At 60.3% G+C, this 25,499-nt stretch carries 30 protein-coding genes and 1 tRNA gene; 15 read left to right on the top strand and 16 right to left on the bottom strand.

Annotation, left to right across the window (positions count from 1 at the left end; translation table 11 throughout):
• Positions 1 to 2 precede the first annotated feature (2 nt).
• A complete protein-coding gene (locus C4J89_RS06915; protein ID WP_124361696.1) occupies positions 3 to 1,220 on the top strand; it encodes an SAM-dependent methyltransferase in 1,218 nt (405 codons plus the stop codon).
• 59 nt (positions 1,221 to 1,279) lie between these two features.
• On the opposite strand, the gene C4J89_RS06920 is transcribed toward C4J89_RS06915, so the two are convergent.
• Positions 1,280 to 2,296, bottom strand: coding sequence for a DUF4917 family protein (locus tag C4J89_RS06920; protein WP_124414072.1), 1,017 nt, complete (start codon positions 2,294 to 2,296; stop codon positions 1,280 to 1,282).
• Between the two features lie 123 nt (positions 2,297 to 2,419).
• Here C4J89_RS06920 and yiaY point away from each other — a divergent pair, with 123 nt between their 5' ends.
• The 6 genes from yiaY (at position 2,420) to C4J89_RS06950 (ending at position 8,887) form a co-directional block, all read left to right on the top strand.
• On the top strand, positions 2,420 to 3,568 hold the full coding sequence (yiaY, locus tag C4J89_RS06925; protein WP_124414073.1) for an L-threonine dehydrogenase: 1,149 nt from the start codon (positions 2,420 to 2,422) through the stop codon (positions 3,566 to 3,568).
• Positions 3,569 to 3,659: 91 nt separating this feature from the next.
• Positions 3,660 to 4,334 carry an NAD-dependent epimerase/dehydratase family protein gene (locus C4J89_RS06930; RefSeq protein WP_124414074.1) on the top strand — a complete coding sequence of 225 codons (675 nt, stop codon included), beginning with the start codon at positions 3,660 to 3,662 and terminating at the stop codon, positions 4,332 to 4,334.
• Complete coding sequence (locus C4J89_RS06935) at positions 4,334 to 5,254, top strand: LysR family transcriptional regulator (RefSeq protein ID WP_124414075.1); 921 nt, start codon at positions 4,334 to 4,336, stop codon at positions 5,252 to 5,254. Before C4J89_RS06930 ends, C4J89_RS06935 begins: the two co-directional genes overlap by 1 nt.
• 111 nt (positions 5,255 to 5,365) lie before the next feature.
• Positions 5,366 to 6,559 carry a CaiB/BaiF CoA-transferase family protein gene (locus tag C4J89_RS06940; RefSeq protein WP_124414076.1) on the top strand — a complete coding sequence of 398 codons (1,194 nt, stop codon included), beginning with the start codon at positions 5,366 to 5,368 and terminating at the stop codon, positions 6,557 to 6,559.
• The gene (locus C4J89_RS06945; protein ID WP_124414077.1) at positions 6,556 to 7,497 is read left to right on the top strand and encodes a hydroxymethylglutaryl-CoA lyase; all 942 of its coding nucleotides are present in this window, start codon (positions 6,556 to 6,558) and stop codon (positions 7,495 to 7,497) included. Before C4J89_RS06940 ends, C4J89_RS06945 begins: the two co-directional genes overlap by 4 nt.
• Before the next feature lie 58 nt (positions 7,498 to 7,555).
• On the top strand, positions 7,556 to 8,887 hold the full coding sequence (locus C4J89_RS06950) for an MFS transporter (protein ID WP_124361704.1): 1,332 nt from the start codon (positions 7,556 to 7,558) through the stop codon (positions 8,885 to 8,887).
• Here C4J89_RS06950 and C4J89_RS06955 read toward each other — a convergent pair whose 3' ends face one another.
• The gene (locus tag C4J89_RS06955) at positions 8,888 to 9,376 is read right to left on the bottom strand and encodes a DMT family transporter (protein WP_124414078.1); all 489 of its coding nucleotides are present in this window, start codon (positions 9,374 to 9,376) and stop codon (positions 8,888 to 8,890) included. It abuts the gene before it with no gap.
• Positions 9,377 to 9,444: 68 nt separating this feature from the next.
• Here C4J89_RS06955 and C4J89_RS06960 point away from each other — a divergent pair, with 68 nt between their 5' ends.
• Positions 9,445 to 10,362, top strand: coding sequence for a LysR family transcriptional regulator (locus C4J89_RS06960; RefSeq protein WP_124414079.1), 918 nt, complete (start codon positions 9,445 to 9,447; stop codon positions 10,360 to 10,362).
• Positions 10,363 to 10,369: 7 nt separating this feature from the next.
• On the opposite strand, the gene C4J89_RS06965 is transcribed toward C4J89_RS06960, so the two are convergent.
• Together C4J89_RS06965 and C4J89_RS06970 are read right to left on the bottom strand one after the other, a co-directional pair.
• Positions 10,370 to 10,654: a type II toxin-antitoxin system RelE/ParE family toxin gene (locus C4J89_RS06965; protein ID WP_124361707.1), complete on the bottom strand. Its 285-nt coding sequence runs from the start codon at positions 10,652 to 10,654 to the stop codon at positions 10,370 to 10,372.
• Complete coding sequence (locus tag C4J89_RS06970; RefSeq protein ID WP_124361708.1) at positions 10,644 to 10,883, bottom strand: CopG family ribbon-helix-helix protein; 240 nt, start codon at positions 10,881 to 10,883, stop codon at positions 10,644 to 10,646. The genes C4J89_RS06965 and C4J89_RS06970 overlap by 11 nt, the downstream gene beginning before the upstream one ends.
• A gap of 100 nt (positions 10,884 to 10,983) precedes the next feature.
• Between C4J89_RS06970 and fos the strand changes: the two genes are divergently transcribed.
• The 3 genes from fos to C4J89_RS06985 all read left to right on the top strand — a co-directional run bounded on the left by fos (position 10,984) and on the right by C4J89_RS06985 (position 12,737).
• Positions 10,984 to 11,418, top strand: coding sequence for a fosfomycin resistance glutathione transferase (gene fos / locus C4J89_RS06975; protein ID WP_124414080.1), 435 nt, complete (start codon positions 10,984 to 10,986; stop codon positions 11,416 to 11,418).
• 29 nt (positions 11,419 to 11,447) lie between these two features.
• Positions 11,448 to 12,089, top strand: a complete 642-nt coding sequence (locus C4J89_RS06980) for a LysE family translocator (RefSeq protein WP_124361710.1) — start codon at positions 11,448 to 11,450, stop codon at positions 12,087 to 12,089.
• A 120-nt stretch (positions 12,090 to 12,209) separates the two neighbouring features.
• Positions 12,210 to 12,737 carry a DUF4142 domain-containing protein gene (locus C4J89_RS06985; RefSeq protein ID WP_124361711.1) on the top strand — a complete coding sequence of 176 codons (528 nt, stop codon included), beginning with the start codon at positions 12,210 to 12,212 and terminating at the stop codon, positions 12,735 to 12,737.
• Positions 12,738 to 12,791: 54 nt separating this feature from the next.
• On the opposite strand, the gene C4J89_RS06990 is transcribed toward C4J89_RS06985, so the two are convergent.
• Entirely contained in the window at positions 12,792 to 13,217 is a 426-nt protein-coding gene (locus C4J89_RS06990) for a low affinity iron permease family protein (protein WP_124361712.1), read from the bottom strand.
• 176 nt (positions 13,218 to 13,393) lie between these two features.
• Here C4J89_RS06990 and C4J89_RS06995 point away from each other — a divergent pair, with 176 nt between their 5' ends.
• Positions 13,394 to 14,176 carry a GNAT family N-acetyltransferase gene (locus C4J89_RS06995; protein ID WP_124414081.1) on the top strand — a complete coding sequence of 261 codons (783 nt, stop codon included), beginning with the start codon at positions 13,394 to 13,396 and terminating at the stop codon, positions 14,174 to 14,176.
• Here C4J89_RS06995 and C4J89_RS07000 read toward each other — a convergent pair whose 3' ends face one another.
• From C4J89_RS07000 to C4J89_RS07020, 5 genes are all read right to left on the bottom strand, one after another.
• Positions 14,177 to 14,677 (bottom strand): methylated-DNA--[protein]-cysteine S-methyltransferase, encoded by a 501-nt coding sequence (locus C4J89_RS07000; RefSeq protein ID WP_124361714.1) that lies wholly within the window; start codon positions 14,675 to 14,677, stop codon positions 14,177 to 14,179.
• A 207-nt stretch (positions 14,678 to 14,884) separates the two neighbouring features.
• Positions 14,885 to 14,958, bottom strand: a tRNA-Gly gene (locus C4J89_RS07005).
• Between the two features lie 134 nt (positions 14,959 to 15,092).
• Positions 15,093 to 15,977 carry an alpha/beta fold hydrolase gene (locus C4J89_RS07010; protein ID WP_124414082.1) on the bottom strand — a complete coding sequence of 295 codons (885 nt, stop codon included), beginning with the start codon at positions 15,975 to 15,977 and terminating at the stop codon, positions 15,093 to 15,095.
• A gap of 304 nt (positions 15,978 to 16,281) precedes the next feature.
• Positions 16,282 to 16,974, bottom strand: coding sequence for a pseudouridine synthase (locus tag C4J89_RS07015; RefSeq protein WP_124414083.1), 693 nt, complete (start codon positions 16,972 to 16,974; stop codon positions 16,282 to 16,284).
• Positions 16,964 to 17,176 (bottom strand): cysteine-rich CWC family protein, encoded by a 213-nt coding sequence (locus C4J89_RS07020; RefSeq protein WP_124361717.1) that lies wholly within the window; start codon positions 17,174 to 17,176, stop codon positions 16,964 to 16,966. Before C4J89_RS07020 ends, C4J89_RS07015 begins: the two co-directional genes overlap by 11 nt.
• 293 nt (positions 17,177 to 17,469) lie before the next feature.
• Between C4J89_RS07020 and C4J89_RS27110 the strand changes: the two genes are divergently transcribed.
• Positions 17,470 to 17,823 (top strand): hypothetical protein, encoded by a 354-nt coding sequence (locus tag C4J89_RS27110; RefSeq protein WP_124361718.1) that lies wholly within the window; start codon positions 17,470 to 17,472, stop codon positions 17,821 to 17,823.
• Positions 17,824 to 17,968: 145 nt separating this feature from the next.
• Complete coding sequence (locus tag C4J89_RS07030) at positions 17,969 to 18,403, top strand: DUF3757 domain-containing protein (RefSeq protein ID WP_124361719.1); 435 nt, start codon at positions 17,969 to 17,971, stop codon at positions 18,401 to 18,403.
• Between the two features lie 4 nt (positions 18,404 to 18,407).
• Here C4J89_RS07030 and C4J89_RS07035 read toward each other — a convergent pair whose 3' ends face one another.
• A complete protein-coding gene (locus C4J89_RS07035; RefSeq protein ID WP_124414084.1) occupies positions 18,408 to 19,520 on the bottom strand; it encodes an enoyl-CoA hydratase/isomerase family protein in 1,113 nt (370 codons plus the stop codon).
• A gap of 136 nt (positions 19,521 to 19,656) precedes the next feature.
• On the opposite strand from C4J89_RS07035, the gene ung reads away from it, so the two are divergent.
• The gene (ung, locus tag C4J89_RS07040; RefSeq protein ID WP_003189424.1) at positions 19,657 to 20,349 is read left to right on the top strand and encodes a uracil-DNA glycosylase; all 693 of its coding nucleotides are present in this window, start codon (positions 19,657 to 19,659) and stop codon (positions 20,347 to 20,349) included.
• An 11-nt stretch (positions 20,350 to 20,360) separates the two neighbouring features.
• On the opposite strand, the gene C4J89_RS07045 is transcribed toward ung, so the two are convergent.
• The 5 genes from C4J89_RS07045 to C4J89_RS07065 all read right to left on the bottom strand — a co-directional run bounded on the left by C4J89_RS07045 (position 20,361) and on the right by C4J89_RS07065 (position 25,481).
• Positions 20,361 to 21,293 carry a YncE family protein gene (locus tag C4J89_RS07045; RefSeq protein WP_164487591.1) on the bottom strand — a complete coding sequence of 311 codons (933 nt, stop codon included), beginning with the start codon at positions 21,291 to 21,293 and terminating at the stop codon, positions 20,361 to 20,363.
• 142 nt (positions 21,294 to 21,435) lie between these two features.
• Positions 21,436 to 22,464, bottom strand: coding sequence for an AbrB family transcriptional regulator (locus C4J89_RS07050; protein WP_124414086.1), 1,029 nt, complete (start codon positions 22,462 to 22,464; stop codon positions 21,436 to 21,438).
• A complete protein-coding gene (locus C4J89_RS07055) occupies positions 22,457 to 23,971 on the bottom strand; it encodes a tripartite tricarboxylate transporter permease (protein ID WP_124414087.1) in 1,515 nt (504 codons plus the stop codon). The genes C4J89_RS07050 and C4J89_RS07055 overlap by 8 nt, the downstream gene beginning before the upstream one ends.
• Position 23,972: 1 nt before the next feature.
• On the bottom strand, positions 23,973 to 24,431 hold the full coding sequence (locus C4J89_RS07060) for a tripartite tricarboxylate transporter TctB family protein (RefSeq protein ID WP_124366209.1): 459 nt from the start codon (positions 24,429 to 24,431) through the stop codon (positions 23,973 to 23,975).
• Positions 24,432 to 24,491: 60 nt separating this feature from the next.
• A complete protein-coding gene (locus C4J89_RS07065; protein ID WP_164484579.1) occupies positions 24,492 to 25,481 on the bottom strand; it encodes a tripartite tricarboxylate transporter substrate binding protein in 990 nt (329 codons plus the stop codon).
• Between the last annotated feature and the right edge of the window lie 18 nt (positions 25,482 to 25,499).

Consider the following 25,499-nt stretch of genomic DNA (forward strand, 5'->3'; position numbering starts at 1 on the left):
TCATGTCCGTCACCGCTCAACCTGCCAGCCCTGCGCCGGATCATCACGCCCAGTTCATCGAACTGCTGAGCGCAAGCCTGGCGCAGAACGCCTTCATCAAGCTGGTGCTGGCCAAGTACGTGGGCGCGGAGGCCGAACTGCAGCGGCTGATCATCAAGCCCGTGACGGTCAAGGAGCAGCCCTGCCTGTCCTTCGTCTACCGCTACAAGACCCGCGACATCACCAAGAACTTCCCACTGGCGGACGGCGTGGCGGCGATTGCCGAGCTGCTGCCAGCCTCGTTCAAGAACGCACACTTGTTGTCGCTTATGGACGAAGCCCAGCTGGAATACAGCAAGAAGAACAAAAGCTCGCTGTTCAAAAGCAAGCCGCAACAATTGCGTGAGGCGCCATCGGCCGAGCATAACCGCGAAAAAAATCGCTTCCTCGACCTGAGCCGGCCGTTCCTTGCCGACCTGGGCGTGACCGACGCCAGCCAAGCGCTGATCCCGTCGATGTCGCGCAAGTGGAAGCAGATCAACAAGTTCATCGAAGTGTTCAGCCATGCGCTGACAGCCTCGCCGTTGCAGCTGGACCAACCCGTGCGCGTCGCCGATTTCGGCTCGGGCAAGGGCTACCTCACGTTTGCCATCCACGACTACCTGCGCAATACCCTCAAGGCCGAAGGCGAAGTGACCGGTGTCGAGCTGCGTCAAGACCTGGTAACCCTGTGCAACGCCGCCGCCGCACGCTTGGAACACCCCGGGTTGGTATTCAAGTGCGGCGACGTGCGCAGCGTCGCGCCGAGCGAGCTGGACGTGATGATCGCCCTGCATGCGTGCGATATCGCCACCGACTACGCGATTCACACCGGCATCCGTTCCGGCGCGTCGATCATCATGTGCTCGCCGTGCTGCCACAAACAGATTCGCCTGCAGATCCAGAGCCCGGTGCTGCTCAAGCCAATGCTGCAATACGGCCTGCACCTGGGCCAACAGGCAGAAATGGTCACCGACAGCTTGCGCGCCTTGTATCTCGAAGCCTGTGGCTATGAAACCAAAGTGTTTGAGTTCATCTCGCTGGAGCACACCAACAAGAACAAGATGATCCTGGCGATCAAGCGCGCGCAGCCGTTGGACAACGCGCAACTGCTGGGGAAAATTCAGGAGCTGAAGGCGTTCTACCACATCACCGAACATTGCCTGGAAACCCTGCTGCGCGCCGATGGTTTCTTGAACTAGGCAGGGGATCAGTGTGGGAGCAAGCCCCCTCCCACATTTGATCTTTTTTGTTCACTGGATCAGTGTTCGACAGGCACCGACAGCGTCGGGTTACCCAGCGGATGGGTGCGCGCCGCGAAGAATTTCAGCTGCGCCCCAGTACCTGCAAACAGCTGCGAATACCGCTGCTTCTGCTGGCGAATGAACCCGTCGCTGCGCCCCGATACCGAAATCGCCAGGGTGGTGATGCTGGCCTGGCGGATGGCGTCCACCAAGTGTTTATCCTGCGGCCCCAGGCCATGGCCGAAGATGCACAGCGCGCCTTCGTGGGTGAGCAACTGTTCATAACAGAACGACAGATAATCCGAGCTGCGGATGGTCTTGAGCTTCTCGTGCACCGGGCCTTCACTGACGAACAGCGGCACGTCGTCCAGGGTCTTGATCGTGTTGTTGATCGCGAAACTGCTGAGCAACGTGCTGTCGGTGGACGGCAGTTTGCGCGCGGTGCCGTCGAGGTTGCGCACCAGGTGCAGGCCGCCGTGCAGGTACAAAATACGTGTGGCGTCGGTGCGGGTATCGCGCAGGTCGAAGCTTGAGTCGGCGCTGCGGAACAGGTCGTCGATACCCGGCGTGTGCAGGATCGCCCAGTAGTTGAGCAGGTCGTAGTTGCTGGTGAAGACCGTAGCGTAGCGGGCCAGTTCGGTGTTGAGCGTCGCCAGGGTCGAGGGCTGCACCAGGCGCCAGGGGATGTGCACGGCGTGGATCGTATTGATCAGCGCTTCCTTGATCGCATAGTAGCGATTGCGTGGCGCCGCCGAGCTGACCGCCAGGGCTTTGTTGACGCGGCTGGTGGTTTTCAGCGCGCCAAGGGCCTGCTCGAAGCTGCGGGTTTGCAGCGCGTCGAATACGCTGAGTTCGGATTGGCCCAGGGGTTTTTCTTCCACTGTGCGGGCGTTTTCAAACAGTGAATCGTAGGCAAAGTCTTCCCAAATCGTGCGGCTTGCGCCGTTGCCGATCAGAATCCCGTTGAAGTCGATGGCGCCGCGCAGTGCGCTCCAGTCTTCAAGGTGGGCGTCAATATCCTGGAAATCCTTCATTGCGGCGGGTCTACTCGAAATCGGCTGGACGGTGACTTTATCACGAGCCGGCGTTGATCCTGGTCAAGATGCGGCAAGTGGTACCGGTGGATTCTGTGGGTATAAAGCCCCTGAGGATCGACCATGAGCAGCACGTTCTTTATTCCCGCCGTCAATATCATGGGCATCGGCTGCCTGGACGAAGCCATGATTGCCATGCGCAACTACGGCTTTCGCAAGGCGTTGATCGTCACTGACCAGGGCCTGTGCAAAGCCGGCGTGGCAAGCATGGTCGCCGAAAAGCTGGCGCTGCAGGACATCGATTCGGTGGTCTACGATGGCGCCAGGCCCAACCCCACGGTGGAAAACGTCGAAAAAGGCTTGGCGCTGCTGCAACAGAGCGCCTGCGATTTTGTGGTGTCCCTGGGCGGCGGCTCGCCCCATGACTGCGCCAAGGGCATCGCCCTGTGCGCCACCAACGGCGGGCGTATCGGCGACTATGAGGGGGTCGATCAATCAAGCAAGCCGCAACTGCCGCTGGTGGCGATCAACACCACCGCCGGCACGGCCAGTGAGATGACCCGTTTCTGCATCATCACCGACGAAACCCGCCACATGAAAATGGCCATCGTCGACCGCAATGTCACGCCGCTGCTGTCGGTCAACGACCCGGCGTTGATGGTTGCAATGCCCAAGGGCCTCACCGCTGCCACCGGCATGGATGCCTTGACACATGCCATCGAAGCCTACGTGTCCACCGCCGCTACACCGATCACCGACGCCTGCGCAATCAAGGCGATCGAACTGATCAGCGCCAACCTGCGGCTGGCCGTGCGCGATGGCAGCGACATAGCCGCGCGGGAAAACATGGCGTATGCGCAGTTCCTCGCGGGCATGGCGTTCAACAACGCGTCGCTGGGATTTGTGCACGCCATGGCGCATCAGCTCGGCGGCCTGTACGACCTGCCCCATGGCGTGTGCAATGCGGTGCTGCTGCCCCACGTGCAGAGTTTCAATGCCAGTGTCAGCGCCGAGCGTTTGAGTGACGTGGCGCGCGCGTTGGGGGCCGATATCAAGGGCGTTACCCCGGAAGAGGGCGCGCAGGCCGCTATCGTCGCGATTCGCGCCCTGTCCCAGGACGTGGAAATTCCCGCCGGCCTGCGCGAACTTGGCGCCAAATTGCAGGATATTCCGCTGCTGGCGAGTAATGCGCTGAAGGATGCATGTGGCCTGACCAACCCACGACGGGCGGATCAGCGTCAGATCGAGGAGATTTTTCGCAGCGCGTTTTGATAGGGGGCAGCTTTGGGCTGCAAGCGTTAAGCTAAAGGTTGAACGCGTTCAACTTGAGCTTGAAGCTTGCGGCTTGCCGCTGAGGTCCCCCATGAGAGTTCTATTATTCGGCGCCACCGGCATGGTCGGTCAGGGCGTACTGCGCGAGTGCCTGCTGGCGCCCGACGTGCAGGAAGTCGTTGCCGTCGGCCGCACGTCGTTGACCCAGGAACACGGCAAACTGCATCAGGTGTTACACAGCGACATGCTGGATTTCCAACCCCTGGAAAACCTGCTGCAAGGCTTTGATGCGTGTTTCTTCTGCCTGGGCGTTTCCTCGGCGGGCATGAATGAAATCAACTACACCCACCTCACTTATGACCTGACTTTAGTCGCCGCCAGCACCCTGGCGCGGCTCAATCCGCAGATGACGTTTATCTATGTTTCCGGCGCCGGCACTGACAGTTCCGAGACGAGCAAGTCGATGTGGGCGCGGGTCAACGGCAAGACCGAGAACGCCTTGCTGCGCTTGCCGTTCAGGGCGGTCTATCTATTCCGGCCGGGGATCATCCAGCCGTTGCACGGTGTGCGTTCGAAGACGCCGCTGTACCAGGCGTTCTATAGCGTGCTCGGGCCGTTGCTCTCTTTTGTACGTCGGATAAAGCCGAGCTGGGTCGTCAGCACCGAGACCGTCGGCCGTGCGATGTTGCAGGCGGTGAGCCATGGCGCGCCGCAGCCTGTGGTGGAGCAGGCCGAGATCAATCGCTTGGCGGCCGAGCGTCGCTGATGCTGCACAAAAGCCTGGTGCGCCGCCTCGACTTGATCACCCTGCAACTGTTTGTCGCGGTGTTCGAGGAGGGCACCTTGACCCGTGCCGCCGCCCGTGAGGCTATCGCGGTGTCGGCAGCCAGCAAGCGCTTGATGGAGCTGGAGCAAGTGCTCGGCGTCAGCCTGTTTGTGCGCCGCGCCAAGGGTATGGCACTGACGGCGGCCGGCGAAACCCTGCTGCACCATGCGCGGCAGATGCTGTTCAATGTCGAGAAAATGGGCCTGGAACTGAGTGAACACAGCCATGGCGTGCGCGGCTATGTGCGGATGTTGGCCAACCTCTCGGCCATCATTCAGTTTCTTCCCGAAGACTTGCGCGACTTTTGCGCGTTGCACCCGCAAATACAAACCGACCTTGAGGAACGCCCCAGCAACGGCGTGGTGCAAGGCGTGCTGGACGGTGTGGCAGACCTGGGCATCTGCTCCAGTGATACCGACACCAAAGGCTTGCCCAGCGTGACCTATCGCCATGACAAACTGGTGGTGCTGATGCCGGCCGGGCACCCGCTGGCGTCGCGTGAGGCGCTGGCTTTCAATGAGACCCTGGGCAGCGATTATGTCGGCCTGCACGCCGCCAGCTCGATCAATATGCGCACCCATGCCGCCGCGCGCGAGGCCGGCCAGATGCTGCGCCTGCGTATTCACGTGCCGGGGTTCGATGCGATGTGCCGGATGGTCCAGGCGAATATGGGCATCGGCATCCTGCCGCAAAAAGCCTATGAATTGTTCGGCCGTACGCTGGGTTTGCATGCGGTGCCGCTGACAGATGCCTGGTCGAACCGCAGCCTGATCCTGGTGGTGCGCGATGAGGCGCAGTTGTCGCCGGTCAGCCGGTTGCTCTTTGATTACCTGAGTAGCGCGGCGGATTCCTGCAGATAATGCTTTGTTCGTTCGCGTTTCGCGAACGCTCCTTGCTAACTGACGGTTGGATTTCTTCTACGGCTGTCCTCTAGCCTTGGCGACACATTCCAAGAACAAGAGGTACATCCGATGACGGCTCCCCTGTGTGGTATCAAGGTGATCGAGATCGGCACCCTGATTGCCGCGCCGTTCGCGGCGCGGATATTGGCCGAGTTTGGTGCCGAGGTGATCAAGATCGAAGCCATGGGGCAGGGCGATCCGCTTCGCAAATGGCGAAAGCTGCACGAAGGCACGTCGCTGTGGTGGTACCTGCAGTCGCGCAACAAGCAGTCCCTGGCCTTGGACCTCAAGTCGGCAGAAGGCTTGAGCCTGATCAAGCAACTGCTCGGCGATGCCGACGTGCTGATCGAAAACCTGCGCCCCGGTGGCCTGGAAAAACTCGGCCTGGGTTGGGATGTGTTACATGCCCTCAACCCCAAGCTGACCCTGGTGCGCATCTCCGGCTATGGCCAGACCGGGCCCTATCGCGACCGCCCGGGTTTCGGTGCGATCGGCGAGGCCATGGGCGGCATTCGCTACACCACCGGCAACCCGGATTCGCCACCGGCGCGGGTCGGCGTGAGCCTGGGGGATTCGCTTGCGTCGTTGCACGGTGTGATCGGCGCGCTGATGTCGCTGCTGCGGGTCAAGACCGGCCAGGGTGACGGGCAAATCGTCGACGTGTCCCTGGCGGAAAGCGTGTTCAACCTGATGGAAAGCCTGGTGCCCGAATACGACATGCTCGGCCATGTACGTGAGCGCAGCGGCGGTGCCTTGCCCGGTATCGCGCCGTCCAATACCTACCTGACCGCCGACGGCGCCTACGTGGTGATCGCCGGCAACAGCGACCCGATCTACAAGCGCCTGATGACCGCCATCGGCCGCGCCGACCTGGCCGCTGCGCCTGAGTTCGCCCACAACGATGGCCGTGCGGCACAGAGTGGTTTGCTCGACGCGGCAATCACCCACTGGACCAGCAGCCTGCCCATCGAGCAGGTGCTCAGCGCCCTGGAGGCCGCTGAAGTGCCGGCCGGGCGCATCTACTCCGTGGCGGACATTGTCAGCGACCCGCACTACCAGGCGCGGGATATGTTGCTCGATGCCGATTTGCCCGGTGGTGTGTCGGTAAAGATGCCCGGCATCGTACCCAAACTGTCGGAAACGCCCGGCGCGGTGAACTGGCAAGGTCCTGCGCTGGGCCAGCACACCGATGACATCCTCGCAGAGCTGGGCCTGACAGACGCTGACATTCAACGCCTGAAGGCTTCGGGAGTGGTGCAATGATCAGCAATTATTCCGACTCGCTGATCGTGCAGGAAGTCTCCCCGCGCGACGGCCTGCAGATCGAGCCGACCTGGGTCGAAACCGCCGACAAGATCGCGCTGATCAACCAGCTTTCCCTCGCCGGTTTTTCGCGTATTGAAGCGGGTTCGTTCGTCTCGCCCAAGGCCATTCCGGCATTGCGTGACGGTGAGCAGGTATTCCAAGGTATCGAGCGCAAGCCCGGCGTGATCTACGTGGCGCTGATCCCCAATCTCAAAGGCGCCCAACGCGCCATCGAGTCCCGCGCCGATGAGTTGAACCTGGTGATGTCTGCCAGCCAGACCCACAACCTGGCGAACATGCGCATGCGCTGCGAGGCGTCCCTGGCAGCCTTTGGCGATATCGCAAGCTTTGCCGCCGACCACCCGGTGCGCCTCAACGGCAGCGTCGCCACCGCCTTCGGTTGCCCGTTCGAAGGCCGCATCGATGAAGACCGGGTGTTGCGGATTGTCGAGGCGTATCGCGAGTTGGGCATCCAGGGCATCACCCTGGCGGACACCACTGGCATGGCCAATCCGCGGCAGGTCGAACGCCTGGTCAAGCGCGTGTTGGCACATATACCCGCGTGCGACTTGACCCTGCATTTTCACAACACCCGCGGCCTGGGTTTATGCAATGTGCTGGCCGCTTACGAAGCCGGGGCCCGACGTTTCGACGCGGCGCTGGGCGGCCTGGGTGGTTGCCCGTTTGCACCGGGTGCGTCGGGCAATATCTGCACCGAAGACCTGGTCAACCTGTGCGAAGAGGTCGGCATTCACACCGGTATCGACCTGCCGCACTTGCTGCACATGTCGCGGCGCCTGCCAGCGTTGCTGGGCCATGAACTGCCCGGCCAGGTGGCCAAGGCCGGGCGCAACAGCGACCTGCACCCAACGCCTGAATACATCGCCGGTTTGTAATTTCGCACCAGACAACAAAAACAATCGGACGCCTCTGAGCAGTCCGCTGGAGAGACACATGAGCACTAATACGTTAGAGGCCGGCGCGCGCCCGGCCGCCGAGATCGACGCGGAAAAAGCCCTGGTCAGCAAGGTCGCCTGGCGGCTGATGCCGCTGATCATGGTCTGCTATCTGTTTGCGTTTTTTGACCGCATCAACATCAGCTTCGCCAAGTTCCAGTTACAAGCCGATCTGAGCCTGAGTGACACCGCCTACGGGCTGGGCGCAGGGTTGTTCGTGGTGGGCTATGTCATCTTCGAAGTGCCCAGCAACATGATGCTGTACAAGGTCGGCGCGCGGCGCTGGATTGCGCGGATCATGATGTCCTGGGGCCTGGCCACGGCGGCCATGGTGTTTGTCACAGCCGAGTGGCAGTTCTATGGTTTGCGCTTCATCATCGGCGCGATGGAAGCCGGGTTTGCGCCGGGGGTGTTGTATTACCTGACGCTATGGTTCCCGCAGCACTTTCGGGGGCGCATCACGTCGATGCTGTTCCTGGCGTCGGCGTTTGCAGGCCTGGTGGGCGCACCGTTCTCCGGGCTGGTGCTGGAACATCTCGACGGCGTGCTGCATATGCGCGGCTGGCATTGGTTGTTCCTGCTCGGTGGCTTGCCGTGCATCGGCCTGGGCTTGCTGGTGTTAATGCTGCTCAAGGATCGTATTGAAGACGCTCATTGGCTGACGTCGGCGGAAAAGGTCTTGCTGTCGAGCCGGATCGCCAAACATGAGCCCAATCAACATGGCGGTTCGCTGTGGTCGGCGATCCGTATTCCTGGTTTTCTGATGCTCGGCTTCATCTACTTTCTGATCCAGGTGGCGTCCTACGGCCTGAACTTCTGGGCCCCGCAATTGATCCGCAGCGCCGGCACGCAGAGCCCGGTGATGATTGGTCTGCTCACTGCGATTCCTTATATATGCGGGGCGATCAGCATGGTGGTGATCGGACGTCTATCGGATGCGACCGGTGAGCGCCGCAAGTTTGTCTGCGGGCTGGTGGTCCTGGGCGCGGTGGGCTTCTTCAGTGCCGGCATCTTCGCTGACCACACTACCTTCTTGATCATCGCCTTGGGCATGCTCGGCGCGGGCATCATCGCTTCGATCCCGACCTTCTGGACCCTGCCGCCCAAACTGCTCGCCGGTGCTGGCGCGGGTGCGGCGGGTGGGATTGCGGTGATCAATACCCTCGGCCAGTTCGGCGGCATCGTCAGCCCGGTGATGGTGGGACGCATCAAGGACCTTACCGGCAGCACCACGCCGGCGCTTTATGTGATCGGCGTGTGTGCGTTGCTGGCGGCCGCGTTACTGCTGTGGGGGTTGCCACACAAGTTGCGCACATTGGATAAAGGCTGATCAGCCAGTCGTTGCCAATGCGCGGGCCGGCGTCGCGCTGAACTGAATCAGTGCGACGCCGCCGATCAACAGCAATGCCCCCACCACGCGGGGCGTTGTGAGTTGGCGCTCCACCAGGCCGAACAGGCCGAAATGGTCGAGCAGCAACGACGCGAGAATCTGCCCGGCCATCGCCAAGGCAATGAAGCCTGATGCGCCCAGCGTGGGCATCAGCACCAATGCCAGCGAGATAAAGCACACCCCGAACGCGCCACCGGCCCACATCCACAGCGGCGCCTGGGTGATAAAGGCCAGACTCGGCAAGGGCAGCCGTAGGGCGATGATCACCGGCAGCAACACAATGATGCTCACCAACAGCGAAGCCAGCGTCGCCCACAACGGGTGACCGAGCCCGCGACCCAGGTTGGCGTTGATCGCACTTTGAAACGGCACCACGGCACCAGCGATCACCGCCAGCAACAACACACCCAGCCAATGCAACGTCGTCATGGCGAATCTCCCAAAGGTTTTGCTGGACTCTAAGTTATTCATCGCGCAAATTTAAATTCCAAGTTCTTATGGCGGGTATGCAGCTGATGAATGATCTAAGGCGCATCGACCTCAACCTGTTGGTGATCCTCGACGTGTTGCTCAGCGAGCAACACGTCACCCGCGCCGCCGAACGCCTGCACCTGAGCCAACCGGCGGTCAGCCACGCGCTGGCGCGCTTACGCGAGCTGCTGGGTGACCCGTTGCTGGTGCGCCAGGGCGGCTCATTGATACCAACGGCGCGTGCGCTGGAGTTGGCTACGCCGTTGGCGGAGGCGCTGGCCCAGGTGCAAGCGCTGCTGGCGCCGAACCGCTTTGACCCGGCGTCGGCCAAACGCCGCTTTCGCGTGGCAATGTCGGACTACAGTGCAGCGATTTTCCTACCGGGGTTGATGCGCTTGTTGCGCCGTGAAGCGCCGGGAATCGACCTGCAAATCATCCAGGCCAGCCGTGAAGGCATGGTCGACGGCGTGCTCAATGGCGATCTCGACCTGGCCGCCGGGGTTTTCCCTGACATGCCTGCCGAACTGCGGACTACGCCCTTATTCGAAGAGCATTACACCTGCCTGGTCGACCGCGACAGCTTGCCGACGACGGGTGTGCTGGACCTGCCTACGTACCTGTCACGCCCCCATGTCTTGCTGGAAATGCGCGGCAGCGGCACGCCGGAAATCGAGCGTGCGCTGACCGCGATTCGTCAGCGCCGGCATGTGGCCGTCAGCCTGCCGCACTGGGGCGTGGCACCGCAGTTGATTCAGGGCACGGACCTGATCCTGACCGTCTCCTTCCGAGGCTTGTTGAATATCGATCATGCCCAACTGATCGCCGTACCACCGCCGTTTCGTATTCCTTCGTTTGCATTTGAGCTGGCATGGCATGCGCGACGGGGCGGGGATGCGGGGTTGCAGTGGTTGAGTGGGCGGGTGCAGGGTGTGCTAAAGGGCTGATCAGCCGCTACCAGGAGGTCGGTGGTTGGCGGCGGGTATGAAAAATTCGCATCACCTGTAGTCGCCCTTCACGAATACGGTAAGGGACAATGTAGGGCCACCGGGGCACCACCCATTCACGCGTCCCTGGGACGCGCCCGGTTTTTCCCAGCGCGGGAAATTGCGCAATGTGTTCAAGCCCGGCCAAAATCGCCTGGACGAACTCGTAGGCGGCTTTGGGGTTTTCTTCAGCAATAAAGGCCGCTTCATCATCCAGGTTTCTGAGGGCTGTCCTCAGCCACTCAACCTGCATTGTTGCGCCATTTGTCAGCGACGGCTTTTACCTCGGCAGCCGTCGCGAAATCCCCCGCATCAGCTTCTTTCAGCGCCTTTTGAATCTCTTCGATTTGCCATGCTTCACGCGTCAAGTATTCACGTAGCGCGTCAACAGCGAGGAACGATTTGCTGCGACCGGTCGCTTTGGCCAGACTGGCAAGCGTATCGGCGACATCGTCCGGTATCCGCAGGGACATAACAGACATACGAACCTCAATGTAGTGATAGGTAGTGCAACATACTACAGCGTCATCTCATTGATCGATTGTCCCGTTCGTCAGAGGCATTCCGAACAAGGAAAAACTTATGTTATCCGGGCTGAATCACCTCACCCTGGCCGTCACCGATCTGCAGCGCAGCATCCGTTTCTACCATGAGCTCTTGCAGCTTCGGCTTGACGCCACTTGGGATAACGGCGCCTACCTTGCGTTGCCTGGGCTGTGGTTATGTTTGTCGCTGGACCCGTTACGTAACCCGATCCCGGCCGCCGATTACACGCATTACGCGTTGACCGTCGAAGCGCACGATTTCATTCCGCTGGTCGCACGCTTGCGAGCCGCTGGCGTGGGGGAGTGGCGCGACAATCGCAGTGAAGGCGCCTCGTTCTATTTTCTCGACCCCGATGGTCACAAGCTCGAAGCCCATGTCGGTGATCTCGCCTCGCGGTTGCAAGCCTGTCGCGCCAAGCCTTATGCCGGAATGAAGTTTTACCCCCTGCCCGAGAACGTGCAGAATCCCTGAACCTTTCAACTGCTATCAGAGCCACGCCCATGACCCCATCTTTGTTGCTCGCGGTCCTTGCGTCCGGGTTTATCTACGGTATTACGCCCGGTCCCGGCGTGTTGGCCGTGTTCGGCATCGGCGCCGCCCGTGGCCGGCGTGCCGGGGCAGGCTTTTTGGCTGGGCATTTGCTTGGCGACGTGGTGTGGTGCAGCACCGCATTGATTGCGATTGTGGGCGCTCGGGAAGTCGGCAGCAGCGCGTTTGATGCACTGGGCGTGCTCAGCGGGCTGTATCTGTTCTGGCTCGGCTGGCGTGCGATTCGCACCCAGCGGCGTAGCAGCGAGGCCCCTCAGGGAGCGGCGCGGCATCCGTTCTGGCACGGGATTCTGTTCGGCCTGACCAACCCCAAGGCGTACCCGGTGGCTGTTGCGACATTCACTGCATTGCTCTCCAGTCGTGCCGAATTGCTGACGTGGTCGATGCTGCCATGGCTGATTGTCCTGAGCTTCATCGGGGGCCTGTTGGCCTATGCGATCCTGATCGGCGTGGTCGGTGCCCAACGTGTGCGCACGCTGTATCAGCGTCATGAAATCCTTATCACGAGACTGTGCGGCGTGATGTTTATCGGGTTCGCCATCAACGCGTTGGCGCATGCGTTGCCGGGTCTGTTTGCCAGCAAGCCCGCCTGACTCAACAACGACCGTTCGTCGCACTGGAAAGTTTTTTCTAAACCTTTGCCGTGAGCAAAATTCGAATCCAGGGCGAGGCGCTGTTTCCTCGCACCTATTTTTGCCCTGGAGGAACCCATCATGAGCCGCATGGCTATCCGGTTACGCACCGCCAGTTTCGCGATGCTGCTGGGCCTCGGCGCCAGCAATGCTTTCGCCCAGTCACCTGCCGAATTCATCGAGCAGGCTTCGGCCAAAGGCATGGCCGATATCGAAACCAGTCGCATGGCCCACGCCAGAACCTCGTCCCAGGAGATCAAGGATTACACCATCGAGGTGATCAATGAGCGCACCCTGGCCAACCAGCATCTGGCGGCTATCGCCAAAAAGCTCGACTTGCCGGTAGCCCCACGTGAGAAGATCGTCGACAAGGCCGAAACCCTGATGCCCGAACTCAAGGACGGCGACTCCTTCGACGCCGCCTACACCGCGCAGCAGGTCAAGGAAACCGAAGACGCCATCGCCCTGTTCAAGCAGGAAGGCGCAGCGTCGCAGGTGCCAGAGATAAAAGCGTTGGTGGATGAGACGCTGCCCAAGCTGCAGGAGCGTCTGGAAAAGGCCCGCGCCCTGGCCTCGACCTACGGCAAGGGGCACCAAGGCGACGGTTGAAGCTCCCTTTGAAAATAAAAACGGCGGTTGGATCATCTCCAACCGCCGTTTTTTTCAGGCCTGGTTCAAATTTGTTTTCGGTGCCGCCGCGTCGTCGGCGGCAGGGCCGCAGCTGCTGTTGAGGTTCAAGCTGCCGGCTTTGCCGATATCGCGATATTCCTGGCGTAGCTTTTCAAGCTCCTTACGGTCCAGACCGTCCAGGCTCAGCACCGCGTTCTGCGCATCCTTGGACACACGCAACAGCTCGTCGATCTTGATATGCAGGATGTCATTGTCGCGGTTCTGTGTGTTCTGGATCAGGAACACCATCAGGAACGTGATGATGGTGGTCGAGGTATTGATGATCAATTGCCAGGTGTCGTTGTAATGAAAGTATGGCCCGCTCAGGCTCCACGCCAGGATCAGCGCCACCGCCGTGTAGAACGTCCGGGGGCTGCCGGCCCAGCGCGACAGGGTTTGGGAGACTGCAGAGAAGTTCATGACCGTTTTCCTCAAAAAGGGTGATGAAACTACTGACAGCAGTCGCTCGCTGAAATTTCTTTTTACAACTTAACAGGCGGACAAAAGTAGAGGTTTTTCTGCCGAGCTTTTAGGAGCGGGCCTACGGCGCGGTGAAACCGTGAGCACAAGACTGGGTTTTTGCCTGGTTATTGCTTATGCACGCTAAAAACGCCCATGACCTATTCGCACGCTATGACTTGACCGAAGCGCATTTTTTTGCGGCAACCTGCGCGATGTATTGTCGGCATAGCGCCGGTATCAGCACCTACTTTGCTGAGGAACATTGCGCGCCGTGGAATATGTTGTTTATTCGTCTGGGCAGCGACCCGCTGTGCGAAGCGACGGAGTTACCCCTGGAACTGATCCGCCGTACCTTGATCCCCATTCGTATCGTGATTCCTCAGGAACAGGTCGATGGCTTGCGCGACGTGCTCGCGCAGCTCGGCTTTCAGCCGGCTGAAGAGACCACGGCGATGGTCCTGTCATTGGCGCGCCTTGCGCCATTGATAAACGAGGAAGGTGTGCAGATCAGTCTGACTCGGAACCTGAACGAATGGGCGACTCCGCTCGACAGTGCATTCCTGATAGCGCCCAAGGCGGTCGCGCATTACCAGGCTCGGCACCAGCGATCCCTGGACGTCGGTGAAGCCCTATATCACTTCACATTGTCTGTGGAGGGGCAGGTGAGCTGTTCGTTGACCTTGTCGTTATGTGAGGGGGAGGCCCGGCTGAGTGATGTCGGCACGCGGGTCGGCTTTCGTGGAAGAGGCTACGCCACTCGATTGATTCAAGCGGCTCTGCTTCACGCCTCGGGCCTGGGGGCTCGCCGGTGTTTTCTCGAGGCCTCGACGGCCGCCGTTGCACTGTATGGAAAGCTCGGTTTCCAACGCTTGTTCGATTGCGCATCCTTTATTCGCGGGGCTGCCCCACAGCCATGATCAGAACGCCAGTTTCGCCTGGCCGCGATTCTCCAGCGTCAACAGATATTGCTTGGCCTCAAGCCCTCCCGCGAACCCGGTCAGCCCGCCCGAAGCACCCACCACTCGGTGACAGGGCGCAATGATCGAAATCGGATTACGCCCATTCGCCGCCCCGACTGCACGCACGGCTTTCGGGTTGCCGATCTGCTGGGCTATCTGGCTGTAGCTGCGCGTTTCGCCAAAAGGAATGGTCAGCAGGGCCTGCCAGACTTGTTTCTGAAAGTCGGTGCCGGCGAAGTCCAACTCCAGCTCGAACTGGCTGCGTGTTCCCGCGAAGTATTCGTTTAGCTGGCGCTGGGCTTCCAATAACACCAGGCTGTCGTTGGCCTCGATCAATTCACCCAGGCGTACGCGGTTGGCGCGCTCTGTTTGCCACAGGATGGCGCCAAGTTTGCCATGGCGCGCCACCAAGGTGAGTTCGCCGACAGGGGAGGGCATGAGTGTGTATTCACAGGGCATGGGTGGGCTCCTCGAAGGGATGCTGAAGCGTAAGGCGCCAGTGTAGGTCCATCAGGGTATTGGCAAACTACGTTTCTTGCGCTCGAATTCTTCGTAGAAGGCGAGCGTTATAGCCACCTGAACGTCAGCCAAAAAAAACCGGCCCCCAGGAGCCGGTTTTTTATGCATTTCGTGTCAGCCGTGGCATGACATGAAAGCCAATTTGAGTGGAGCGGGTAGAGGGAATCGAACCCTCAACTAAAGCTTGGGAAGCTTTCGTTTTGCCACTAAACTATACCCGCTCAAAGCGGCTGACTTTGTACCAGATGTTCAGCTGGATTTGAAGTTTTTCTTCGAAAAAATCGCATGTTGCGCGCGCACCGCCCACAGATGAGCGGCGCCACTGCAGGAACCCGCGCCTACAGTGGGCCTCACTTCAGACCGCAAATGCATGGTGCGTCTGACCCTGCTGATACCGTAACCGACCCACCGGCCGCTGCCCTTTCAAAAAGCCTACCACCGCCTCCCGGCTGTCCCGGCATGCCGCTTTATGCTCCATATCCAGGAAATGCCCCGTGGCCTGGACAGTGCTGAAGCTGCTGTGGGTTATATGTTGCCCAAACAGCCTGGCATCCTGCGCGCTGGTGTATTCGTCCCATTCGCCGTTCAGGAATAGCACCGGAATGTCGATCTGCCTGGCTGCGTTGAGGTAACACAAGCGGTCGCTGTAAAGCACTTGGCTGATGTGGAAGTGCATCTGCCCGTATTCATGCTCGGCCAGGCTGCTTACGTGTTTGTAGTTGAAGCGCTTGAACAGCGACGGCAGGTGCTTGCCGATGGTGCTGTTGACCAGATGGCCGACGCGGTCGCGGTCGAGGTTGCCGAGGTAGTCGACGCCGCGCTCAAGGTAGTCGCGCATGGGCGGGTTGATCACCGGGGAGAATGAGCTGATCACCGCCTTTTCAATGCGTCGCGGGCGTTGGGCGAGGGCGAACAGGGCGGCAGTACCGCCCCACGAGAACGAGAGCACGTGTTCGGCGGCGAAGCGCTCGATCAGCTCCAGCAGGATCTGGCCTTCGACTTCCTTCGTCAGCATCCGCTCGTGGCGGTTGTGGATTTTGGAACGGCCGGCGTAGGGCTGGTCGTACAGCACCACATTGAATTGGGGGTAAAGGCTTTTCACGGTTTGGGCGAAAGAGGCCGTGGTGGCCATCGAGCCGTTGACCAGAATGATGGTCTTTTCAGCGGCATCCGCGCGATAGAACTCCGTGTAAACCCGGTACTGACCCTGTATATCCAACACAGCGATTTCTGGCCTCATGTCGTAAGACTCCTGGCAAGCGGGTAGGGCGCGCAAATGACTTTGCACGAGCTTTATGACAGGTAGGCATACGCCTGGAAGATGAGCGCCCCTGTCGGTCCGATTGCGGTTGGCCGACAGCGGTTGTCAGGGCGGGATGTTTGCCGGGACGGCCCGTTAATCCAGCACGGGCGGGGCAAGGTGTTTCTTGGAGGTTATAGGTGACTCGCCAGTCATATTTCAACGGGTGAACTTGATTCAAGCACAGACTCGGCAGGTCGCAAGCCGCCTGGCTGGTTTTTTGCCACCAGCGGCTGAACGGTCGTCAGACTTGTCGGATTTCATCGTCAGTCAGGGCTCGGTATTCCCCCGGCGCAAGGGACGGATCCAACTGCAGAGGGCCCATGCGCTCACGGTGCAGCGCGATTACCTGGTTATTGAAGTGCCCGAACATGCGTTTCACCTGGTGATAACGGCCTTCGATGATGCTCAAGCGCGCCGTGGTCGGTCCCAGTAATTCCAGCTCGGCGGGTTGGGTGGTGAGGTCTTCGAAAGCGAAGTACAGGCCCGCCTTGAATGTCACCGCGTATTCGGGACCGATTTCCTGCGCTGTTTCCACGCGGTACACCTTGGGCAACTTGGTCGTCGGTTGTGTCAGGCGCCGCGACCACTGGCCGTCGTTGGTGATCAACATCAGGCCGGTCGTGTTGTAGTCCAGGCGCCCGGCAATATGCAGCGTGCCTTTGTCCGGCTCATTCAGCAGATCGAGCACGGTAGGGTGTAGCGGATCCGCCGTGGCACTCACGCACCCTTGGGGTTTGTGCAGCATGAAATAGCGCGCCGGTTTGCCCGCCTGCAGCACCTCACCATCAACGCACACCTGGCTGAACTCGCGTACCTCATGGTGAGGATCACTGACCGTTACTCCATCAACGCTGACGCGGCGTTCCACCAACAGCAGCCTTACTTGCCTGCGATTGAAGCGCGGCAGGTTGCTGAGGAACCGATCAACGCGCATCAGGGGTGCGCAACTGTTCATCCACTTGGGCGCAACGCGGGCACAGGCAGGCTTTATTGCGCAGTTCGTCAGGTAGCGCGAGGACTACCGCTGGGTCAATGGTGACATTGAAGCACCAGCACGCCTGGTCAACCGTGCGTGGGTCTGCCAGGGCGCAGTCGTTGACGGCTCCGCAGGCGGGGCAAAGCGTGGGTGTGGTCATGGCAGGGTCAGGCTGTATAGGCAGGTGTGCTCGGCCTTGCACAATACAGCTCGGACCCGCAGCAGGACAATGCCGTCATCGAGAGCGACATGGTATCTGCGTGAAAGTGACTGAAACGATATAGCTTGGGCTCCCGTTGGTTGCCCCTACAGGAGTTGCGTGTTGATGTATCAAGTTGTTACTGAAACGCACCAGATGTTGTTTTTGATGTCAGATATTGTGTCATTCGGCGCAAGCTGGATGCCGCTCTCCAGCGTCGCTGGAGGTGCTCTTCCGCGGTCCAGGAGGCCGCCATGTATCGACGACTGCTGCTCACTGCATTACTCGGCCTGACTTTGTCAGCTTGTGTGCCCTACTACGATGGAGGCGCCACTTACTATCGCTCCGAGGTGTATACCGCACCGGCGCCTGCCTATTATTACGGTGGCCCTCGCTATGACAGGGGCAGCTACTACGCGCCGGCTCCACGTTACTATCCGGCCCCGCGCTATTACTCGGCGCCGCGTTATTACCAACCCGCGCCACGTTATTATCCGAGGTCTGCCTACCGGGCGTATCCGAACCAGGGCTGGGGAGGAAATCGTTGGGGAAACGGCGGTCACGGACGGGGTGGTGAGCATGGCGGTGGGCGCGGTGGTCACCGCTGAAGAAAGGCTTTGAACGAAGCGGCGCATGATGCGCCGCTTTTTTTTGCCTGCCATTCGTCGGTACTGTCAGATTTAACAGCTATCTTTGAGGCTCAAGATCTAATTCACTGCGGGGAACGCTGTGTGCTTGTGAAGGAAAGCCTCTATGTTCAAACAACTGATGTGCGTGCTTTTACTAGTCGGCTGCGTCATGGGCCCGGCGGGGGCAAAGCAGTTTTGTCCGGATAAATCGATGATCCGAAACGTCAAAGGCTACTTTCAATACCAGCAGGATGGCGTGCTCTGGCAAGGTCCCAAGGTTGAGCCTAACGAATATATACATAGCTTTCTTGGCGCTTTATTCACGCCTGAAAAGGGCACAGACCGAAAAAACGGCTACGTGGAAAAGTGCGTTTATGAAAACCAGCGTGAAGAGCTGGTCGTTATGCGTCCTTGCATTTCGGGCGCTGCCAACACCATGTCGCTGACCGACAGCTTGCATTGGGAGCTTGGCAAGATTCCCTTCGATCAACAGGTTTACGTCTGCCGTGACAATCAACCCGATAATTGCGCATTCACGATAAATGACTCGCAACGATAGGCTGTCAATAATCGGATAAATCTGCCAGAGGATTCCTACCCTCCCAGGCTTTTTCAAAATGCGCCTGCACCACCGCCTCTGGAATTGTGTTGATATCCGGCCAGTGCCAGTGCGGCGCTTGGTCCTTATCGATCAACCGAGCCCGCACCCCTTCGGCGAATTCCGGATGACGGCAGCAGTTGAGACTCACCGTGTACTCCATCTGGAACACTTGGGCCAACGACAAATGCCGAGCCCGGCGGATTTGCTCCCACACCAGATGGGCGGTCAGCGGGCAGCCTTCGCTCAGCGTCTTGCCGGCGCGAGCCAGCAGCGGATCAGCTTGATCACGCAACTGGCTCAACGCGCGCCAGGCGCAGCGTATGTCACCCACATCCAGCCATTCGTCGATCTGCCCACGGCGCGGCAACCACTGCGCTTCGGGTTGCTCGTCGACGGCTTCCTGGGCGAGGGCCTTGAGCAGGCTGTTGAGCTGCATCGCGCTCTGTTCCTGCCAGTTCAGTTGCAGCAGGCCTTCGAGCAGTTCCTCTTGCTGGTCATCGCGCAGGAAACGGTCGGCCAGGCCCAGGTCCAAGGCATCGCGGCCATTGATATGGGCGCCGGTAAGGCCCAGGAACAACCCGAGTTTGCCGGGCAGGCGCGACAAGAACCTGCTGGCACCGACATCCGGGTACAGGCCGATACTGATTTCCGGCATGGCCAGACGGCTGGTGGGCGTCACGACACGCACGGACGCGCTTTGCAGCAGCCCCATGCCGCCGCCCAGCACATAGCCGTGGCCCCAACAGATCAGCGGCTTGGGATAGGTGTGCAGGCGATAATCGAGGCGGTACTCCGCAGCGAAAAACTGCGCGGCCAGGGCGGGCACTTCGCCGGGTTGTTCGCGACAGGCCTGCGCCAGGCTGCGCACTTCGCCACCGGCGCAAAAGGCCTTGGGGCCATTGCCGCGCAGCAATACGCAGACGATGTTCGGGTCCTTGGCCCAGGCATCCAGGCGATCACCCAAGGCCAAAATCATCGGCAGGGACAGGGCGTTGAGGGTCTTTTCCGCGTCCAGGCTGGCGATGCCAATGCGGGCGCCGTCGCTGCCGGTCAGTTCTTCGAAGTGCAGGTTCATCGTGACCTCAATCGAGAAGGTGAAGGATGAGTATGATCCCTTCGTGGGAAAGCGCCGGTGGTGTGTCAGATCAATTGACAAGCGGGGTCTGCTTTCCTAGGGTTCGCCTCATTCTTTTTTACAAGACAATTCAACTATGACCGATGGCGACCGTATCAAACTCGAACCCAGCTGGAAACACGCCCTGCGCGATGAGTTCGAGAAGCCCTACATGGCCCAGTTGCGCGAGTTCCTGCGCCAGGAACATGCGGCCGGTAAAGAGATCTACCCGCCTGGCCCGCTGATTTTCAATGCCCTCAACTCGACGCCGCTGGACAAGGTCAAGGTAGTGATCCTCGGCCAGGACCCGTACCACGGCCCCGGCCAGGCCCACGGCCTGTGCTTTTCGGTGCAACCGGGCGTGCCGGCGCCGCCGTCCCTGGTCAATATCTATAAAGAACTCAAGCGTGACCTGAACATCGACATCCCCAACCACGGCTACCTGCAAAGCTGGGCCGACCAGGGCGTGCTGATGCTCAACACCACCATGACTGTGGAACGCGCCAATGCCAATGCCCATGCGGGCAAGGGTTGGCAGTTCTTTACCGACCGGATCATCGAGGTGGTCAGCGAGCATCAGCCGCATCTGGTGTTTTTGTTGTGGGGCGCCCACGCCCAGAGCAAGCAAAAGCTGATCGATGCCACCAAGCACCTGGTGCTGACCTCGGTGCACCCGTCACCGTTGTCGGCGTATCGCGGATTTCTGGGCTGCGGGCATTTCAGTCGCACCAACAAGTTTCTTGAGCAGAATGGCGAGGCGCCGATCGAGTGGCGGTTGCCGCCTGTCTGACCCGTGCGTTGCTATAGCCTGACCATGCATATCGTTTGGTTTTGAATATCAGCGACATACAGATTGCGGCCATCCGGAGCCACCACAATACCTCGCAGACTGCCGAAACCTGCGATCGTGCCGACCATGCGTTCAAGCCGGGTGTCATAAATGCTGATGTGTCCTCTCTCAGTGATATAGGCCATCTCGCTGAGGGGGCTGAATGCTATGCCCCAGGGCTCGTTGAGGCCGCTGATGTACTTGCTGACTTCAGGAATCAAGGCGTCGCCGATAGTCAAGCGGCCCTCGTCGCGGTGAGTGATGTAAATGCGCGGATAGCGTGGGCTATGACCGATCGAGGTAGGACTGCCTGCGGCGATGGCGAGCTGCCTGACGATCGGCTCGGTTCCAAGGTTGACGATGCTCCAGCCCGCTAAATCCGACACAACGTAAGCGCGAGTGTCGTCATGGGGCGCCACTATCACTTCCTTAGCGTAACGCACAGATGTTTCGGTTACGCGTTGGTGGTCGCTGGTGTCAATGGTTACCAACTCTGAAGCCCCGTAATCAGCGACGTAGAGCCGGGTGCCGGTTGAGTTCAAAGCCATGCCATTAACCGTCGTAAACCCCGTGACTCTTGCGATGACGCTGTTACTCACGGTTTCGATAACGGTAATCGGGTTTCCCGATGCGGCGCTGTTGTCACTCACGTAAATGCGCGAACCTGCCGGGTTGATTGCCAGCCATATCGGGGAGCCGAGATTTTCTACCGTCTGTATGACGCTAAGTGGCTGGGTATCTAGAACGGTGAGGGATCCCGATGCTGTGGCGCTTGCCACATAAAGGCGTGTTCCTGCACGGTTCATTACCAGGCGATTGGGAGAGCCCGGTACTGCGATGGTTTGCACAATTTGTGCAGGTGCACCGGCATCGCCAGGAGGGCTTTGAATAGGTTCTTCCATCATGTGCACTCCCAGGGGTTCACAGGCTGCAGGTAGGAGCCCTGCCCCGGAATTCATGCGCTCTGTGGTTGAGAATGCCTAGCTGTGAGAAATGACAGTCCAGATGAACGGTCACGAAACCTGGCAAGCACTACAAGCTACTTGTTCAAAGCTGACGATTCCAGTACCGGAACAACGGCTCCGCCAGGAACAGCACAAACAACAAACGCATCACCTGCATCGCTGTCACCAACGGCACCGACAATTGCAAGGTTTCAGCCGTAAGGCTCATCTCCGCAATACCGCCGGGCATCATGCCCAGGGTCAGGGAGCGCAGGTCCAAGTGAGTCACGGCGCTCAAGCCCACCGCCGCCAATGTCGCCAGTGCCATGGTCAGGGCGGTGCCGATCAACGTGCGACCCATAAAGGATGGAGCCCTGCGAAAGAACTGTCGGTTGAAGTGGCAGCCCAACCCGCTGCCGATCAACCACTGGCCAATCTGACTGCCACCGTCGGGCAAACCAATATGTAGGTCCCACACAACACTGGCAGTCGCACTCACCAGCAACGGGCCGAACAGCCAAGGGTTCGGCTGGTGCAAACGCTGCCAGCCCCAGGCCACCAGAGCCCCCATCGGAAACAGCAACGCCAGCCACAGCCAACTAACGGGTGCCGGATGAAACTGCGGCGCGCCACCGCCCAGCAAATACTTGAAGATCGCCGGCACGCACAGCACCACTACCAGCACGCGCAAACTCTGCCCCGCCGCAACCCGGCTGAGCACCGCACCATTGCGCGCGCCGAGGTTGACCATCTCCCCGGAGCCGCCCGGCATGCTGGAGAAAAACGCGGTGGCGCGATCTTCGCCACTGCGGCGCATCAACCACACCCCGACCACGCTCGACAGGCTAGTGACCAATGCGCCGAAAAAAATCAGCCCGAAGTGGCTCATCACCTGTTCGATCACTACCGGCGTGAAGTGCAGGCCGATGCCGATGCCCACTACCCATTGGCCGCATTTGCGCCCGCCGGGAATTTCCGCCAATTGCCAGGGCGTGAGGCAGCGCACCAGGATGATCGCCAGCAACGAGCCGACCATATAGGGCAAAGGCCAGCCGACGAGGCTGGCCAGGTAACCGCCGGCCAGGCCGACCAGCGGTGTTCCCCACCATTGCTTGAAAGTGACCTCAGACATCGGCCACGGCACGACGCTGCAAGGCACGTTTGCGGTAGATGCGCACCAGCGGGAACATCAGCATCAGCGCGGTCAGTACCCAGACGCCGAAGGTAATCGGGCTCGACCACAGGATGTCCAGCGCACCGTTGGAGATCGACAGCGCGCGGCGCAGGTTCTGTTCCATCAGGCCGCCGAGGATAAAGCCCAGCAATACCGGCGACAGCGGAAAGTCGAGCTTGCGCAGGATGTAGCCGAAGATGCCGATACCGACCATCAGGAACAGGTCGAACGTGGTGGCATGCACCGCGTACACGCCAATTGCGGTGATGATGGCGATCACCGGCACCAGCGCCCAGTTCGGCACGGCGAGGATACGGGTGAAGATGCGGATCATCGGGATGTTGAGAATCACCAGCATGATGTTGGCGATAAACAACGACGCGATCAGGCCCCAGACAATGTCCGGTTGCTGTTGGAACAGCAGCGGGCCGGGCGTGATGTTGTACAGCGACAGGGCGCCGATCATCACGGCCGTGGTGCCCGAACCGGGCACGCCCAGGGTCAGCATCGGCACCAGGGCGCCGCAGGCGGACGCGCCGATTGCGGTTTCCGGCGCGGCCAGGCCACGCATGTCGCCCTGGCCGAATGTGCCGTTGGCGCCGGCCAGGCGTTTTTCGGTCATGTAGGCCACGGCAGACGCCAGGGTTGCACCGGCACCCGGCAACACGCCCATGATGAAACCGAGTAAGCCGCAGCGGATGTTAACCACGAAGACCGCACTGGCTTCCTTGAGGTTGAACATCATCCGTCCGGTGGCTTTGACCGCTTCCTGGCCACGGTGGGTTTTCTCCAGCAGCAGCAGGATCTCGCTGATGGAAAACAGGCCCAGCACCAACACCACGAACTGAATACCATCGGTGAGGTGGATGTTGTCGCCGGTAAAGCGGTACACGCCGCTGTTGGCATCGATGCCTACCGCCGAGAGGAACAGGCCGATCAGCGCCGCCACAAAGGTCTTCAACGGCTTGTCGCCGGCCATGCCGCCCAGGCACACAATCGCGAACACCATCAGTACGAAATATTCCGCCGGGCCGAAGGCAATCGCCCATTTGGCCAGCAGCGGGGCAAACAGCACCATGCCGCAGGTGGCGATAAAGGCACCGATGAACGAACTCCACGCCGACAACGACAGCGCTACGCCGGCCAGGCCTTTGCGGGCCATTGGGTAGCCGTCGAGGGTGGTCATCACGGTGGAGGCTTCGCCCGGAATATTGAGCAGGATCGAGCTGATACGGCCGCCGTATTCGCAGCCCAGGTACACCGCTGCGAGCAGGATCAACGCCGATTCGGGGGGCAGGCCCAGAGCAAATGCGATGGGGATCAACAACGCCACGCCATTGATCGGCCCCAGGCCCGGCAACAGGCCGACCACGGTGCCGATCAGCGTGCCGCACAAGGCGGTCACTAGGTTGTACGGGCTCAGCGCGACGCCGAATCCCTGGCCCAAATAGCCAAAAGTATCCATATCAGTTCTCCAGTACGTCGAGCAGGCCGAGGGGCAGCGGCACATCCATGGCTTTGTCGAACAGCAGGTACAAGCCGATGGCCATCAGGCCGACGATCACTACGCTGGGCATCCAGCGCCCGCCATACAGGCGCGCCATCGGGATGCCGATCAGCAAGCTGCTGAGAATGAAACCCAACGATTCGAAGGTGGCGGCGAACACGATCAGCAGCGCTACGCAAATGCCGATCTTGACCAGTGTGTCGCGGTCCAGCGCCGGGTCTTCTTCGGTGTGTTGGGTGGGTTGCGGGCGAAACAGCATGTAGATCAGCGCCAGGCTCATCAGCCCGAGCATCAGCAGCGGAAAGGCGCGAGGCCCGACCGGCTCGTAGGAAAACGCCGCCTGATACGGCCAGGCCATCAGGGCGAGGCCGGCGCAGGCCAGCAACAGCACGGCGGCGAAAATGCGTTGTAAGAGCATGGTGAACTCCTGGGCCACACCGCGTATTTAAACGGGCGTGGCCGCGCGAAAGCGGGGCGTTTACTGGATCAGGCCGAACTCTTTGGCCAGCACTTTGTAGTCAGCCACCTGTTTTTTCACGTAGGTGTCCAGTTCCGGGCCGGTCATGGCGAACGGGAACAGCTCGCGCTGGTCACGCAGCTTGGCGAACTCGTCGGAAGCCAGCAGTTTGTCGAAGGCATCCTTCCACCAGGCGTAGTCGGCATCGCTGACTTTTGGCCCGAGGTAGAAGCCGCGCACCACTGGCCAGACGATGTCATAGCCTTGCTCTTTGGCGGTCGGGATGTTCTTCATTTCCGGCTCGTCCAGGCGCTGCTCGGAGAACACCGCCAGCAGGCGCATGTCACCGCTGAGGATGTGTGGCATGGAGTCGGAAATATCGGTACTGCCCACCTGAATGTGGCCACCGAGCAACGCGGTAGCGATTTCGCCGCCGCCTTCCAGCGCGACGTAACGCAGCTCGCGCGGATTGATCCCGGCGGCCTTGGCGATCAGGGCGGTTTGCATCCAGTCCTGGCTGCCCACTGTGCCGCCGGAACCTATCACTACGCTGCCTGGATCTTTCTTCAAGGCTTTTACGAGATCGTCGAGGGTCTTGTAGGGCGAATCACTTTTCACCGCGATGGCGCCGTAGCTGGTGCCCACCGCGGCGAGCCAGCGCACGGCGCTTTCATCGAAGCGACCGAACTTGCCCTGGGCCAGGTTCAGCAATGAACCGCTGGACCAGGCTACCAGGGTACCTCCATCCGCAGGGCGCTGAGCGACCACCGCGTTGTAGGCCACTGCGCCCACGCCGCCTGGCATGTAGGTCACGCGCATCGGCTTGCTCAGCAGTTTCTGGTTGACCAGCGCGCTTTGTGCCAGCTTGCAGGTCAGGTCAAAACCACCGCCCGGGGAAGCCGGGGCGATGCATTCAGGGCGCTTGGGTTCGTCGGCGGCCAGCAGTTGGCCGGCAAACAGCATGCAGCCGGCGGTAATGGCAACTTTACGCAGTGAAAGGGTCATGGTGATCTCCGTATTTTTGTTATG

This window comes from Pseudomonas sp. R4-35-07 (assembly GCF_003852235.1).
GTDB lineage: Bacteria > Pseudomonadota > Gammaproteobacteria > Pseudomonadales > Pseudomonadaceae > Aquipseudomonas.